This window comes from Collinsella sp. HCP28S3_E9 (assembly GCF_052065455.1).
Classification (GTDB): domain Bacteria; phylum Actinomycetota; class Coriobacteriia; order Coriobacteriales; family Coriobacteriaceae; genus Collinsella.
In genome coordinates this window covers 1-14,126 of record NZ_JBQHTZ010000002.1, presented here as the reverse complement: position 1 = coordinate 14,126, position 14,126 = coordinate 1, and the positions used below count along the sequence as shown (strand labels likewise).

The following is a 14,126-nucleotide window of genomic DNA, read 5'->3' as shown; positions in this document are numbered from 1 at the left end:
CACTGGCATATGGGGGTAGCTAAAAAAGCCCCGTCCCAAATTAACTACCCCAGGCAACGATTCACGAAAGGGGTCTCCATGGACCTTGCCGATATTCGCAAGACCATCGACGGCATCGATACCACGCTCCTCAACAGCTTTGTCGAGCGCATGGACATTGCCACCGAGGTCGCCAAGTCAAAAGTCGAGATGGGCAAGGCCGTCTTCGACCCCGCCCGCGAGCGTTCCAAACTCAACAACCTCGCCAGCCGAGCACCCGAGCGCTACGAAGCTCAGACCATCACCCTGTTCCGCCTTCTCATGAGCATGAGCAAGGCCGAGCAGCAGCGCTACATCAACGAGCTCAAGGGCATCACCGTGTCGCAAAAGGCTCATGCCACAGCCACGGCCTTTGACACGCCCTTCCCCCAGACGGCCACCGTCGCCTGCCAGGGCGTTGAGGGCGCCTACAGCCAAATCGCCGCGTGCAAGCTCTTCGACGTGCCCGATATTGCGTTCTTCGAGACCTTTGAGGGCGTTATGCGCGCCGTACGCGACGGCTTCTGCGAGTTTGGCGTGCTGCCCATCGAAAACTCAACCGCGGGCTCGGTCAACGCCGTCTACGATCTTCTCGCCCAGTTCGATTTCCACATCGTGCGCTCGCTGCGCCTCAAGATCGATCACAACCTGCTCGTCAAGCCCGGCACCAAGCTCGCCGACGTGCGCGAGGTCTACAGCCATGGCCAGGCCATCGCCCAGTGCGCCGGCTTTATCGAAGCCCACAACCTGCATGCCACCAAGTACCCCAACACTGCTATGTCGGCCGAGATGGTCGCCAACTCCGATCGCACCGACGTCGCCGCCATCGCCTCGCGCAGCTGCGCCGCGCTCTACGGTCTGGAGGTGCTGGAGCCCAACATCCAGGACTCGGACAATAACTACACACGCTTTGTCGTCATCTGCCGCGAGCCGCGCGTCTACCCCGGCGCCAACCGTACCTCGCTCATGATCACCACGGCCAACGAGCCGGGCGCCCTCTACCGCGTACTCGAGCGCTTCTACGCGCTCAACATCAACCTCATCAAGCTTGAGAGCCGCCCCATCCCCGGGCACGACTTTGAGTTTATGTTCTACTTTGACCTGGACTGCCCCTTTGGCAGCAAGGCCCTCGACGGCTTGCTCGACTCGATTGACGACGTGTGCGAGAGTTTCACCTACTTTGGCAGCTACACGGAGGTGCTTTAGATGACCGATACCGCCGCAACCCGCCCCTACGGCGTGCTGGGCCGCGTGCTGGGCCACAGCTACACCCCGACCATCTACAAGGAGCTCGCGGGGCTGGAATACGTGCGCTTTGAGCGCGAGCCCGAGGACCTCGAAGCCTTTATGACGGGTGACGAATGGGAAGGTACCAACGTGACCATCCCCTACAAGCGCGCCGTCATGGACTACCTGGACGAGCTGAGTCCGCTGGCCAAGCGCATGGGCAACGTCAACACCATCACGCGCCTACCCGACGGCCGCCTGCGCGGCGACAATACCGACTACTTTGGGTTTCAGTGCCTGGTCGAGGAGCTGGGCGTTGAGGTTGCCGGAAAGAAGGTCCTCGTGCTCGGCGCCACCGGTGGTGCCGGCACCACGGCCAGCATGGTGCTCGGCGACCTGGGCGCGGTCGTTGTACCTGTCGGCCGCACGAGCGAGGTCAACTACGATAACATCGCACAGCAGTCCGACGCGGCGCTGCTCGTCAACTGCACGCCCGCCGGCATGTTCCCTCACTGCCCCGACGCGCCTTGCACGCTCGAAGGGCTCGATGCGCTCGAGGGCGTCATCGACATTGTCTACAATCCCGCCCGCACGGGCCTGATGCTCGAGGCCGAGCGCCGCGGCATCCCCTGCATCGGCGGCCTGCTGATGCTCGTGGCCCAAGCGGCACAGGCTGTCGAGCGCTACACCGGTCGGATTACACCGCGCGAGCGCATCCTGGATGTGACGGAGCGCTTGTCTCGCCGCGAGCAGAACATCGCGCTCATCGGCATGCCGGGTTCGGGCAAGACCCGCGTAGGCGAGCAGATAGCCCAGCTCACGGGTCGCGAGCACATCGACTTGGACCGCGCGCTTGAGGAGCGCCTCGGCATGCCCTGTGCCGACTTTATCGTCGAGCGCGGCGAGGCGGCCTTCCGCGAGCAGGAGACGTCGGCACTGGCCGACATCTCCAAGCGCAGTGGCCTGGTGCTCTCCACCGGCGGCGGCGTGGTCACACGCGACGAGAACTATCCGCTGTTGCACCAGAACAGTCAGATTGTGATGCTCAACCGCAAGCTCGAGGAGCTCGCCCACAAGGGTCGCCCCATCACCGCCCGCGACGGCATCGACAAGCTCGCCGAGCAGCGCATGCCGCGCTACCGCGCCTGGGCCGACTACATCATCGACTCACGCGACTGCGCCGCCAACACCGCCCGCGCCGTCCTCGACACCCTCTAAAACCTGCCAAAAAGGGACAGGTTTATTTTGGCAGGTTTTATCTGGGCAAACGCCGCAGACAGCAAGCTCCGCCACCAACCAGACCACAAAGGAAGCAACCATGAAAGCACTCGTCATCAACGGCCCCAACCTCAACATGCTCGGCATTCGCGAGCCGGGTATCTACGGCAGCGACAACTACGACCGCCTGGTCCAGATCTGCCAGGAGGCAGGCGCCGCACAGGGCTTTGACGAGGTCGAGGTCTTCCAGTCCAACCACGAGGGTAGCATCGTCGACAAGATCCAGGAGGCTTACGGCAAGGTCGACGGCATCGTCATCAACCCGGCTGCCTACACGCATACGAGCGTGGCGATTCTCGACGCCCTCAAAGCCGTCGCCATCCCCGCCGTTGAGGTCCACATCAGCGCCGTCGAGACGCGCGAGGACTTCCGCCAGGTGAGCTACGCCCGCCTGGCTTGCTTCGCCACCATCACCGGCGAAGGCCTGCAGGGGTATGCCCACGCGCTGGAGCTGCTGAGGGAGCGTCTGCTACACTAACCCCCCCTGGTACGAACACATCAGGAATATTTGTCCCTAAACTAAAGTAACTGTCCAATTGACATACAAAGGAGCATATCCATGTCCCAGTTCGATTACCTCGTCGTCGGTGCCGGCCTCTCGGGCGCCGTCTTTGCCAACGCCGCCAAGCGCGCCGGCAAGTCAGTCCTGGTCATCGACCGCCGCGACCACATCGCCGGCAACATCTACACCGAGGACGTCGAGGGCATTCAGGTCCACTGCTACGGCGCGCACATCTTCCACACCTCCATGAGGGACGTCTGGGACTACGTCAACCGCTTCGCCGAGTTCAACAACTACGTCAACTCGCCGGTCGCCAACTTCCACGGCAACATGTACAACATGCCCTTCAACATGAACACCTTCGCCAAGATGTGGCCGGGCGTCGTCACGCCGGCGGACGCCAAGGCAAAGATCGCCGAGCAGGTGGCCGCCGAGAACATCGGCGAGCCGCAGAATCTTGAGGAGCAGGCGCTGTCGCTCGTGGGCCGCGACATCTTCGAGACGCTCGTGAAGGGCTACACCGAGAAGCAGTGGGGCCGCGACTGCCGCGACCTGCCCGCAAGCATCATCAAGCGCCTCCCCTGCCGCTTTACCTACGACAACAACTACTTCAACGATCGCTACCAGGGCATCCCCATGGGCGGCTACACCAAGATGGTCGCCAACATGCTCGAGGGGATCGAGGTCCGCTGCGGCGTGGAGTACAAAGAGCTGATCGCCGCCGAGCCCGATATCGCCGCCAAGACGATCTACTGCGGCCCCATCGACGCGTTCTACGACTTTAAGCTGGGCACGCTCGAGTACCGCAGCCTGCGCTTTGAGACCGAGACGCTCGACGAGCAGGACCACCAGGGCGTGGCCGTGGTCAACTACACCGAGCGCGAGATCCCCTACACCCGCATCATCGAGCACAAGCACTTCGAGTTCGGCACGCAGGACAAGACCGTCATCACGCGCGAGTACCCGGCAGATTGGAAGCCCGGCGACGAGCCCTACTACCCCATCAACGACGCCAAGAACGAGGCCCTCTACAAGCAGTACGAGGAGCTGGCGGCGCAGGAGGGCGACGTGATCTTCGCCGGTCGCCTGGGCGGCTACAAGTACTACGACATGGACAAGGCCATCGCCGCAGCCTTCGAGCTCGTCCGCAACGAGCTGGGCGTGGAGCCGACTGAGGCGTAAACAAGGCGGTCATAAACACACAAGCAGGAAGCCCGGCACAGTTCATTGCTGTGCCGGGCCTATTTATGGAGCGATCAAAACGCACCATTTCCATTTGAGAAAATAGGCTGCAAGTCATCCCCATGTCTTACAGCCTATCTTTAGACAATACCACGCCCATGAGACGCTAAAAGCAAAGACCCGGCATTATTACCGGGTCTCCTAAAATTCATATGGTGCTCCATGGCGGATTCGAACCGTCGACCTTGGGATTAGAAGTCCCCTGCTCTATCCAACTGAGCTAATGGAGCAAATAACCGCACGCCAAGCAAGCGCGAGCCCGCCAAGCGCAAATAAGTATAACCTACTTGAACTGTTCGCGGTATGCCTTGCATACCTCATCGACCGGGCCGTCCATACGAAGGTCGCCCTTCTCAATCCAAACGCACGCTGGCAGATGCGCTCAACCTGCTCCATGGAATGCGACACGAACAAAACCGTCACTCACCGCTCTGGATAAAGTGCTGAATACGGGCCTCGCACTTTTGCTGGAAGAACACGTCGCCGACGGAAAGCATCTCATCGACGATCAGGATATCGGGCTCGGTAATGGTGGCGATTGCAAAAGCAATGCGCGCAACCATACCCGAAGAGAAGTTCTTGAGCGGCATGTCGACAAAGTTCTGCAGCTCAACGAACTCGATAATGCCACCAAGGTCGGCATCGATAAATTCCTTGGTATAGCCGACTAGCGCAACGTTCGAATAAATGTTCTCGCGTGCCGTCAGCTCGGGATCAAAGCCAGCTCCAAGCTCAATCAGAGGTGCAATGTTGCCATGAACCTTAACGCTGCCCTCGCTAGGCTCGAGCACACCAGCGATAATCTTGAGCATCGTGGACTTGTCGGAACCATTAGTACCGACCAAGCCCACGACCTCACCGCGGTGAATATCAAACGAGATGTGCTTAAGCGCCCTAAACTCCTCAAAGAACAACTCATGCTTAGCGAGCTAAATAAAACATTCTTTGAGGCTGGTCAGCGAGTCAGACGCCATGTTAAAGATCATGGTGGTGGCGTCGGCCTTGACAGCCAGAGGCTGCTCGTTGTAATCAACAACAGATTCAGTCATCACAGAATTCCTTTAGATGTAGAAGATGAATTTGCGCTCGGACTTGTGGAAGACGGCTACATCTCAGGATGCCAGGGCCAAACGGCTATACTTTCTACGATTGAATATCAAAGGAGCATTGAGTGAATTCTGAATCTATTGCCGTCATTATCCCCTGCTACAACGAAGCCCTCACGATCGGCAAAGTCATTGACGACTTCCACCGCGAGCTTCCGCAGGCAACGGTCTATGTATACGATAACAACTCGTCAGACGATACCTCGCGCATCGCAACGGAACACGGCGCCACAGTGCGCTTTGAGCCCCGACAGGGAAAGGGCAATGTCTGCCGTCAGATGTTCCGCGATATCGACGCCGATTGCTACCTCATGGTCGACGGCGACGACACCTACCCCGCCGAAGCGGCAAAAGCCCTCTGCGAGCCCATTCTTAATGGTACAGCCGATATGACCGTCGGCGATCGCCTGTCCAACGGCACCTACGCCGAGGAAAACAAGCGCGCCTTCCACGGCTTTGGCAACAATCTGGTTCGTGCCATGATCAAATGGATTTACGGATACAGCTTCGATGACGTCATGACGGGCTATCGCGCCATGAGCCGCCCCTTTGTCAAAACGTTCCCCGTGCTTTCCGAGGGCTTTCAGATCGAAACCGAGCTCTCCATCCATGCCGTCGACCACCGCTGGCGCATCAAAGATGTGCCTATTGAGTACCGTGACCGCCCCGAGGGTTCCGAGTCCAAACTCAACACCGTCAGCGACGGCATCAAAGTTGTCGCCATGATCGGCACGCTGTTCAAGGACTACCGCCCGCTCAAATTCTTCAGCCTCGTTGCGCTCCTGTTTGCAATAATCGGTCTTGCCCTGGGCATTCCCATCATTGTCGAGTATTTCCAGACCGGTCTTGTTCCGCGCTTCCCAACCGCCCTGCTCGCCGCATCGTTTATGTTCCTGTGTGGCTTAAGTCTCGCGACTGGTTTTATCCTCGACTCCGTGGCAAAGGTCGAAAAAAAGCAGTGGGAAGTCAATGTGTATAGCAAATACGCCTTCGGTGACTATCGCAACGACAACCCGAACGCAAGGTAAACCGCCATACCGCGCATTTCCATCATCGTGCCGTGCTACAACGAGTAGGCGCAGACGGCGCTTGGTACGAGCTCGACAACACCGAAAGCCTCTACGCCGCTACGATGGACAAGTGGCGCTGCGCGCAATACCTGGAGTTCGCCGAGCGCGTCTCATAACCAGTACTCCGGATGTGACCCAGGATGGCGGAAAGGCAAAGCCGCAACCGCCATTCTGGGTCAAATCGAGGCTGCACATAACGATGTGCAGCCCGCTCGAGACCACAATCTGCGCAGCCTCGGGGTCGTCCCATATGTTGAACTCGGCGTACACGGTCGCGTTTCCGCCAACCGTGGTGCCGCCCATGAGGACGATGCGGTCGATACGATCGGCACGCCCCGAGTACGTACGTGGGAACAGCGTGATGTTCGTCAAGGGACCGGTTGGAACGAGCGTCATCTTGGTATCGTCGGGCAACCCGGAAATAGAGCGGGCCATCTCCACGATTGCCGGCTCATCGGACAGCTTGCGGTCGGTCGCCCCCTCAAGCACGGCCTCGCCCAACCCCGACACACCATGCACTCTCCTATCAGTCCGAGTATAGGACGAGCACGCCTCACGGGGGCAATCTACTTCGTGCGCTCGGCGATCAAACTCCGAATGAGGTCGACGGTCGCCTCGTAAGAATGCGGGCGGTCGAACTGTGCCGCCGCGAGCTCACGCGCCACGCGACCCATGCGCGCGCGTCCTGTCTCGTCCTCGACAAGCTCGCAAATCACCCTGGCGAGCCCCTCGGCGTCACCCGGCACAACGTTCACACCAAAGCCATCGCGCACGACCTTCTCACGAAACTCGGCGTTCATGGACGTGTTGATCATGGGACGTCCCGAGGCCAGGTAATCGCCGATCTTGGTGGGCACGCTCTGAGGCGCGTTCGCCACCAGCGAGTTGACCACAATGTCGGACGCCTTGAGCCAAGCCGCCATGGCGCGGTACGGCATGTAGCCCAAAAGCTCAGCAGGCGCCCCGGTTCGCTCAACCGCCCCGTCGACAGAGGCGCGCTCGGGGCCATCGCCAAGAATCTTGAGCCTGAGCTCGGGATGCGCCTTGGCAGCTATCGCCACAGCTTCGACGAGCGTCTCCAAGTCGTAGAGCGCCGAGATATTACCCGCGTAGGCAACCCAGACCTCGCCCTCGGGCTTTTTCACGGAGCCGGCGTTCTCAGCGGCGCCCGCGTCGAACTCATCGAGGTCGTTACCCACGTACACCACGAGCTTGGGGATATCCTCGGCGCGGTCGCGGAAAGGGCGCGCGGCGTACTCGTCGGACGTACCCACCACGGCGTCCGCCAACGCGTACGCGCGGCGAGCTTGGCGCTCGAACGGAGCGAACGCTATGTCGGAGAGCACCGGAACGTCGAGCGCGATACGGAAGGCCTCGGGCCACAGGTCGTTCACGTCGACCACGAAGGGGATGCCGTAGCGTTTCGCGGACCGTCCCACGGCGAGCGTCACATCGTTGGGCGGAATCTGGCAGTAGATGAGGTCGTAGTCGTGGTCCGCATCGAAGTACGCCGTCACGCGCTTGGCCATCACATGGTGCGCCCAGATGCGCTGGGGGCACATGTTGGCGGGATAACTCGGCTCGGCAATGAACTTCACGTTGAACGCGTGCATGCTCGTGTCGAATGTCGCCAAATCACGCTGGCGCTTCTCCCAGTGCTGGAAACCGCTCGTGATGAAGTCGACATCAAAGCCGCGCTCTACGAGGAGCGTCGCGAGGAACGTGTAACGCGTGGCACCCTTGACCTCGTGGCCAAGCTTGGCGTCGGCGCTGAATATGGCTATGCGCGGTTTACGGCTCATGGATCATCCCTTGATAGCGTGCTAGTGACGGCGCTTGGAGACCAAGCGCTTGATGGAGTTGTACGAGAAGCTCAAGCGGTTGAGGAGCATGGCCATACGGTAACGCTGCTCGCCGCGCGCCCACTGGTCTATGTCCGCGCGCCTCAGCTCGCGTCGGAACGCCTTGGCGCGCGCACGCCCACGGCGGCGGTCCTCATCGAACAGCAACGCGATGTTGTAGTGCGTGTCCACGATGAGGTGGACCTTCTCGCGCACGTAGTAGACGGACTCATCCGAAAGCCTCTCCCCGCTCGCGGCGCATACCTCGCCATGCTCGCAGCGCTCAAGGTAGTCCAGGAGCTCCATGACCACGCGGTCGTGATCGTCCCAGCGGCGCACGTAGTTCGCCTGGCTCACGGACTGGTTCTCGTTGCCCACCAGGTACTGGTACACCTCGATATCGAGGTAGCAGATGGTAGAGGCGGGCACGCTTGCCTTGACCACGTACTCATAGTCCTCGTAGAAGGTGTGCTCGAGCAGGCTGATGCCAATACCGCGTAGGTAGTCCGTACGCGCGGTGAGCGTGTGGATCATGATCTGGAACACGGTGTCGCCGTTGGTGAGAACGCTGGAGAAGTCGAGCGCACGACCCGTGACAACGCCCTTGGCGAGCGGGAACGGACGCTCCTCGCCAGAAGTCATGTCAATCTCGCGCTTCTTGTCTACCACAAGGTCGCAATCGAGGTCGGCAAGACGCTCGAGTAGCTCGGCCATACCGTCCGTGTTCACCCAGTCGTCGCCGTCCACCACGCGGAAATAGCGCCCGCGCGCCTCGGCCAGGCCGGCGTTCACAGCCGAGCCGTGGCCTCCGTTCTTCTTGGAGATGACGCGGATCACGCCATGGCTGCGCGCGGCGAACTCCTCCGCAAGCGCACGGGTGCCGTCGGTAGAGCCATCGTCCACCACGACGACCTCGAGCTTGCCCACGAATCGCGGGTCGAGGTAGGACTCAAGACCTCGCGCGAGGTAGCTCTCGACGTTGTACGCGGGAACGGCAATGGTAAGCTGCGGCGCAGATGTATCAAACGTGCTCTTGGACACGGGAGCTCCTAACGGGAGAACGTGGCTTTACGGTACGCGAGGCCGGCACGCGACCTCATGAGGTGGATGATGCGACCGACGGCGCACCACACCAGGGCGCTGCGCGTCTTAAGGAGGCCCACGACCACACGGGCTGCCCCGCCCCGAGGGCGCGCACTCAGGACAAGCGCACCAAAGAGATCGTCATCCATGACGCTGCGGCAGAAGGCCACGCGGCCCGCATGGTTTAGCCCCGCGCGCGCATCGCAGTTGCGCTCGAGCGCGGACAAGATGTAGCGCGCATAGCGAGCCCCGAGGCGGGAGCGGACATCGGCGGAATCGAGGCCCCACGACACCTGCTGGCGGTATACATCGTCGATGCGGCGGCGATGCACCTCGTAGTACTCGGGCACGAATTTGGCCGTCAGGTTGGCGGCCACGCGCTTCTCGTAGCGGTACAAGGGACGCGCAACGAGCGCAAGGTTCTCAACGCGATTAAAGACCGCAACGTTAAAGACGATGTCCTCGATGAGGGGAACGGTCTCAAAAGCGATGCCGTCCAGCACCTCCGCACGGTAGACCTTGTTCCACGCATAGCCCAGAAGCGTGCGGTCCTCGAGGTCGAGAACCTGCGCGTGCGCATCGGAGCCCGAAAAAACCCCGTCGAGCGCCGGCACGATGTCGTGCGCACCGCATACGGAACCGTCCGCATCGAAGAGCTCCTCGGTAAGTCCGAACACCACGACGTCGGTCCTGGCCTCCGCATCGGCCTGGGAACGGATCTTCTCGGCACAGCGCTCGAGCAGGTCGGGAGCGTACGCATCATCCGGATCGGGCATCCAAACGTAGCGTCCGCGGGCGGCGAAGATGCCGGTGTTGCGAGCATCGGCGAGACCATGGTTAACTTTATGACGCACGAGGCGAATGCGCGGATCCTCGGCGGCAGCATACTCGACGAGCTCCGCGACATTATCGGGAGAAGCGTCGTCCACGCAGATGAGCTCCCAGTCCGTACACGTCTGCGCGCGGATGCACGCGATGGCGAAGGGTAGGTAGGCCGCGACTCGGTAGCATGGCATAATGATCGAGAACAACGGCCGGGCGCCGACGCCCCGCTCCGCCGGCTTGTCGCACGTGCCGGACATGCTAGTCGAACTGTGCCCTATATGCCGAGCACACCTCGTCCACAGGACCGATCATGCGCTCGTGGCCCTTCTCGATCCACACCGCGGAGGTGCAGATGCGCTCCACCTGCTCGATGGAATGGCTCACGAACAACACGGTCACGTTGCCGGAATCTATGAAGCTCTGGATACGGCGCTCGCACTTCTGCTGGAAAAACACGTCACCCACGGAGAGCGTCTCGTCGACGATGAGGATATCGGGCTCCACGACAGTGGCGATGGCGAACGCGATGCGCGCAACCATACCGGATGAGTAGTTCTTCATGGGCATGTCGAGGAAGTCGCGCAGCTCGGCGAAGTCCACGATCTCGTCCAGGTGCTCCTCCATGAACTGCTTGGAGTAACCCAAAAGCGCACCGTTGAGAAAGATGTTCTCACGCGCGGTGAGCTCGAGGTCGAAACCAGCGCCCAGCTCGATGAGGGGCGCGATGTTGCCACGAACCGTCACGGTGCCCTTCGTGGGCTCGAGCACGCCGGCGATAATCTTGAGCATGGTGGACTTACCGGAACCGTTGGTTCCCACCAGGCCGATGACCTCGCCCTTTTTAACCTTAAAGCTCACGTGCTCCAGAGCATGGAACTCCTTGAAGAACAACTCGTGGCGCACGAGCTTGATGAAGTACTCCTTGAGGGAGTTGAGCTGCTCGCTGGCCATGTTGAAGACCATCGTGACGTCGTCGACCTCGATGGCGTACTCGGTGTTGTTAGCGTCTTCCATGGTGCCGCCTTAGACGTAGAGGATGAACTTGTGCTCGGTCTTCTTGAACACGAAGATACCGATGATAAGCGCGATGATGGCCCACGCGATGCACATGAGGAGCACCGTGGGCATGGGGTTCTGCTGCCACAGGAAGATGTCACGCATGAACTCGAGATAGTTATACATGGGGTTTATCTTCACCAGCATGATGATCCAGTGCGGGGCGCCCTTGTTGATAAGCAAGGAGAGGTCCCAGAAGATGGGCGTGAGGTAGGTCCACGCGATGATGACGACGCTCCACAGATGGATGATGTCGCGGAAGAAGACGGAGAGCGCGCCGATGGCCATGCCCACGCCGATGCAAAAGAGCATCAGCAAGAACAGGCACAGGGGCAGCCAAATGAAGTGCCACGTGGGCATAACCTGAAAGAACAGCATGACGATAGCCACGGCGATGAGCGAGAAAGCGAAGTTTACGAGCGCGAACAAGACCTTCTGCACCGGGAAGATGTACCGGTTGACCTTTACCTTCTTGAGCAGGGGCGCGGCGTTGATGATACTCGTAAGTGCCGCGTTGGTGGAGTCGCTCATGAGCGAGAACGTGACGTTGCCCACGATGAGGTAGAGCGGGAAGTTAGGGACGTTGCTGCCAAACATGTAAGAAAACACGATGGACATGACGATCATCATGAGCAACGGGTTGAGAACGCTCCACAACACGCCGAGGAAACTACGGCGGTATTTGAGCTTGAAGTCCTTGGTGACGAGCTGCTCGAGGATGAGCAAGTCCTTCTTATACGGACGCGGGGCTTTTTCGGTTGCGAGAGTCTGTGAGGACACCGACGACGCCTCCCTATTGATTGCACGTTAGCGGCAGATGCCGCCCTTGCCGAACAACGTATGATAACACAGGGGCGCTTGCGCGATTTCTCACCTCGACGAGCTGCATACAATCAGGAGAGTCGGGTGCGCGCTCATGAGAACACAAGCAGGACCCCTACCCCTTTGCGTTCTCCTTGGCTCGACGGGCGGCGACGGCCTTGCCGTTCGCAAAACCACCGACCTTGCGCAGCAGGCCGCGTACGCCATTGCTTTTCACGAAGAAGCGAGTCTCACTCGCGAAGTACTTCACGCGCGGCCACACTGGCACGCGGCACCCGGCAATGCCCATCTGCTCCAGGTAAAAGCGCTTACGTTTGGGCGAAAGCTTGGGATGACCCAGCACGATGTCGGTATCCATCCGCGAGAACACGCGATGGGTTCCGTCCTGCACGATAGGATTCTCCCAGCCATCGTCCACAATACCGCCGTGGATGTAGTTGAAGCCGCGCATGTAGTGCGCTTCGAGAATTCCGCGATCTGTCACGTTCAGGCGTTCGAGGATATCCGTCATATCGCACCAACGGTCGAAGGGCAGAGCAACGGCCGCGTCCTTCTTGTGGTTGTACGTAGCGCCAGGAAGGTCGTAGCGGTAGTGGTAGAAGGCCTCGTCGAACGTCATGATGGCCTTGGCCTGGCAGAACGCCTCGATGAGGAACGGGTTGTCCGCCCAGCCGGCACCCGGATACGGCACGAAACGGATACCGCACTCATTCAAAAAGTCACGACGGTAGATGGCGCTCCAGATGCTGGGGTGCTGCTCCACCATAATGGGCAGGTCGGCAAGCGTAATCGGATGCGTGGTGTTGGGCAGGCGGTGCGCTAACACGCACTGCTGCTCGTATTGCGTGTCCGGGTTGTCCCAATCGTGCACATCGATCCAAGGACACTTTACAATATCCACGGGGACGTCCACCAACGCGGCGCGGCCGAGCATGCACTCGTACATGGCCGGGTCGATCCAGTCATCCGGCTCGACGACAGAGACCCACGCGCCATGGGCCATCTCCAAGCCGCGATTACACGTGGCGCCGTAGCCCTCGTTTGGCTTATCGACAACGATCACGCGCGAATCGCGCGCCTCGAACTCGCGCAGGATAGCGAGGGAGCCGTCCTTTGAGCCGTCGTTTAAGCAGATAACCTCCAGCTCGCGGTGCGTCTGCGAGCAAATGCTCTCCAAACACTGAGCAAGGTACTTTTCCACGTTGCATACGGGGATGATGACGGAAACGAGCGCGGAAGCATCGGATTTCATGCAGAGCGACCTTTCAGGGACACGGCGGCGAAGCGCATCACGCACCAAGACGCATTCTTATCTGAACAAGGATACCAAGGCGAGCAGATCGTTAGTCGCGTCATTCGCCCTGAACCCAAATTACCAGACAACCCACTACTGTACCAAGGCCCTATACCGGGCCTCGGTAGCGGCCTTGACGGGCTCCCACCAGGCGCGGTACTCGGTGTACCAGGCGATGGTCTGGTCCAGGCCCTCGGAGAAGTCCGTGTGCTTGGGCGCCCAGCCCAGCTCGCGGCGGAGCTTGGCGCTGTCGATGGCGTAGCGGCGGTCGTGGCCGGGGCGGTCGCGCACCCAGTCGAAGTCGTCGACCGGCCTCCCCATGCTCTCCGGGATCGCGCGCAGCACGTCGATGTTGGACTTCTCGCCGTCGGCGCCGATGAGGTAGGTTTCGCCCATCTCGCCCTTGGTGAGGATGGTCCACAAGGCGCTCGAGTGGTCGTCGGTGTGGATCCAGTCGCGCACGTTGCGGCCGTCGCCGTAGAGCTTGGGGCGCACGCCGTCCAGGATGTTGGTGATCTGGCGCGGGATGAACTTCTCCACGCGCTGGTAGGGGCCGTAGTTGTTGGAGCAGTTGGAGATGGTGGAGCGCACGCCGAACGTGCGGTGCCAGGCGCGCACCAGGTGGTCGGAGGCAGCCTTGGTGGAGCTGAATGTTAGCGTCAATCTATTTTTCACCAGTTTCGCTAAACAGGCGCGCCGTTCGCGCAAAGGCGGTTTCACCGGTTGCGCTAACGTATTTTCACCGATTCCGGTCACGGCTTG

At 60.4% G+C, this 14,126-nt stretch carries 12 protein-coding genes, 1 tRNA gene and 2 pseudogenes; 5 read left to right on the top strand and 10 right to left on the bottom strand.

Annotation, left to right across the window (positions count from 1 at the left end):
- The first annotated feature begins 78 nt into the window (after nucleotides 1-78).
- The 4 genes from pheA (at nucleotide 79) to glf (ending at nucleotide 4,207) form a co-directional block, all read left to right on the top strand.
- Nucleotides 79-1,224: a prephenate dehydratase gene (gene pheA / locus ACTNA2_RS01155; RefSeq protein ID WP_441048349.1), complete on the top strand. Its 1,146-nt coding sequence runs from the start codon at nucleotides 79-81 to the stop codon at nucleotides 1,222-1,224.
- Nucleotides 1,225-2,463, top strand: coding sequence for a shikimate kinase (locus ACTNA2_RS01150; RefSeq protein ID WP_441048347.1), 1,239 nt, complete (start codon nucleotides 1,225-1,227; stop codon nucleotides 2,461-2,463).
- Nucleotides 2,464-2,563: 100 nt separating this feature from the next.
- Entirely contained in the window at nucleotides 2,564-3,001 is a 438-nt protein-coding gene (aroQ, locus tag ACTNA2_RS01145) for a type II 3-dehydroquinate dehydratase (RefSeq protein ID WP_128620624.1), read from the top strand.
- A gap of 81 nt (nucleotides 3,002-3,082) precedes the next feature.
- Complete coding sequence (gene glf, locus ACTNA2_RS01140; RefSeq protein ID WP_441048345.1) at nucleotides 3,083-4,207, top strand: UDP-galactopyranose mutase; 1,125 nt, start codon at nucleotides 3,083-3,085, stop codon at nucleotides 4,205-4,207.
- 213 nt (nucleotides 4,208-4,420) lie between these two features.
- Here the strand turns inward: glf and ACTNA2_RS01135 are convergent.
- Both ACTNA2_RS01135 and ACTNA2_RS01130 read right to left on the bottom strand, forming a co-directional pair.
- Nucleotides 4,421-4,497 (bottom strand) — tRNA-Arg (locus ACTNA2_RS01135).
- 53 nt (nucleotides 4,498-4,550) lie between these two features.
- A pseudogene (locus ACTNA2_RS01130) lies at nucleotides 4,551-5,316 on the bottom strand (ABC transporter ATP-binding protein).
- A gap of 122 nt (nucleotides 5,317-5,438) precedes the next feature.
- Between ACTNA2_RS01130 and ACTNA2_RS01125 the strand changes: the two are divergent.
- Nucleotides 5,439-6,401 carry a glycosyltransferase family 2 protein gene (locus ACTNA2_RS01125; protein ID WP_441048343.1) on the top strand — a complete coding sequence of 321 codons (963 nt, stop codon included), beginning with the start codon at nucleotides 5,439-5,441 and terminating at the stop codon, nucleotides 6,399-6,401.
- A gap of 99 nt (nucleotides 6,402-6,500) precedes the next feature.
- Here ACTNA2_RS01125 and ACTNA2_RS01120 read toward each other — a convergent pair.
- The 8 genes and pseudogenes from ACTNA2_RS01120 to ACTNA2_RS01085 all read right to left on the bottom strand — a co-directional run.
- Nucleotides 6,501-6,968, bottom strand: a pseudogene (locus ACTNA2_RS01120) (nucleoside hydrolase); the annotation flags it as partial.
- Between the two features lie 41 nt (nucleotides 6,969-7,009).
- Nucleotides 7,010-8,245 (bottom strand): glycosyltransferase family 4 protein, encoded by a 1,236-nt coding sequence (locus ACTNA2_RS01115; RefSeq protein WP_441048341.1) that lies wholly within the window; start codon nucleotides 8,243-8,245, stop codon nucleotides 7,010-7,012.
- 21 nt (nucleotides 8,246-8,266) lie between these two features.
- Nucleotides 8,267-9,325, bottom strand: a complete 1,059-nt coding sequence (locus ACTNA2_RS01110) for a glycosyltransferase family 2 protein (RefSeq protein ID WP_441048339.1) — start codon at nucleotides 9,323-9,325, stop codon at nucleotides 8,267-8,269.
- A gap of 8 nt (nucleotides 9,326-9,333) precedes the next feature.
- Nucleotides 9,334-10,383, bottom strand: a complete 1,050-nt coding sequence (locus ACTNA2_RS01105) for a glycosyltransferase family 2 protein (RefSeq protein WP_441048464.1) — start codon at nucleotides 10,381-10,383, stop codon at nucleotides 9,334-9,336.
- A gap of 67 nt (nucleotides 10,384-10,450) precedes the next feature.
- Complete coding sequence (locus tag ACTNA2_RS01100; RefSeq protein ID WP_441048337.1) at nucleotides 10,451-11,206, bottom strand: ABC transporter ATP-binding protein; 756 nt, start codon at nucleotides 11,204-11,206, stop codon at nucleotides 10,451-10,453.
- Between the two features lie 9 nt (nucleotides 11,207-11,215).
- Nucleotides 11,216-12,028 carry an ABC transporter permease gene (locus ACTNA2_RS01095; RefSeq protein WP_441048336.1) on the bottom strand — a complete coding sequence of 271 codons (813 nt, stop codon included), beginning with the start codon at nucleotides 12,026-12,028 and terminating at the stop codon, nucleotides 11,216-11,218.
- Between the two features lie 157 nt (nucleotides 12,029-12,185).
- Nucleotides 12,186-13,322, bottom strand: a complete 1,137-nt coding sequence (locus ACTNA2_RS01090) for a glycosyltransferase family 2 protein (protein ID WP_441048335.1) — start codon at nucleotides 13,320-13,322, stop codon at nucleotides 12,186-12,188.
- A 135-nt stretch (nucleotides 13,323-13,457) separates the two neighbouring features.
- A complete protein-coding gene (locus ACTNA2_RS01085; RefSeq protein ID WP_441048334.1) occupies nucleotides 13,458-14,027 on the bottom strand; it encodes a dTDP-glucose 4,6-dehydratase in 570 nt (189 codons plus the stop codon).
- Between the last annotated feature and the right edge of the window lie 99 nt (nucleotides 14,028-14,126).

Coding starts and splice junctions, on each gene's coding strand:
- ACTNA2_RS01105 (WP_441048464.1), bottom strand. CDS start 10,383: ATGCCATGCTACCGAGTCGCGGCCTACCTACCCTTCGCCATCGCGTGC.
- pheA (WP_441048349.1), top strand. CDS start 79: ATGGACCTTGCCGATATTCGCAAGACCATCGACGGCATCGATACCACG.
- aroQ (WP_128620624.1), top strand. CDS start 2,564: ATGAAAGCACTCGTCATCAACGGCCCCAACCTCAACATGCTCGGCATT.
- ACTNA2_RS01100 (WP_441048337.1), bottom strand. CDS start 11,206: ATGGAAGACGCTAACAACACCGAGTACGCCATCGAGGTCGACGACGTC.
- ACTNA2_RS01090 (WP_441048335.1), bottom strand. CDS start 13,322: ATGAAATCCGATGCTTCCGCGCTCGTTTCCGTCATCATCCCCGTATGC.
- ACTNA2_RS01115 (WP_441048341.1), bottom strand. CDS start 8,245: ATGAGCCGTAAACCGCGCATAGCCATATTCAGCGCCGACGCCAAGCTT.
- glf (WP_441048345.1), top strand. CDS start 3,083: ATGTCCCAGTTCGATTACCTCGTCGTCGGTGCCGGCCTCTCGGGCGCC.
- ACTNA2_RS01150 (WP_441048347.1), top strand. CDS start 1,225: ATGACCGATACCGCCGCAACCCGCCCCTACGGCGTGCTGGGCCGCGTG.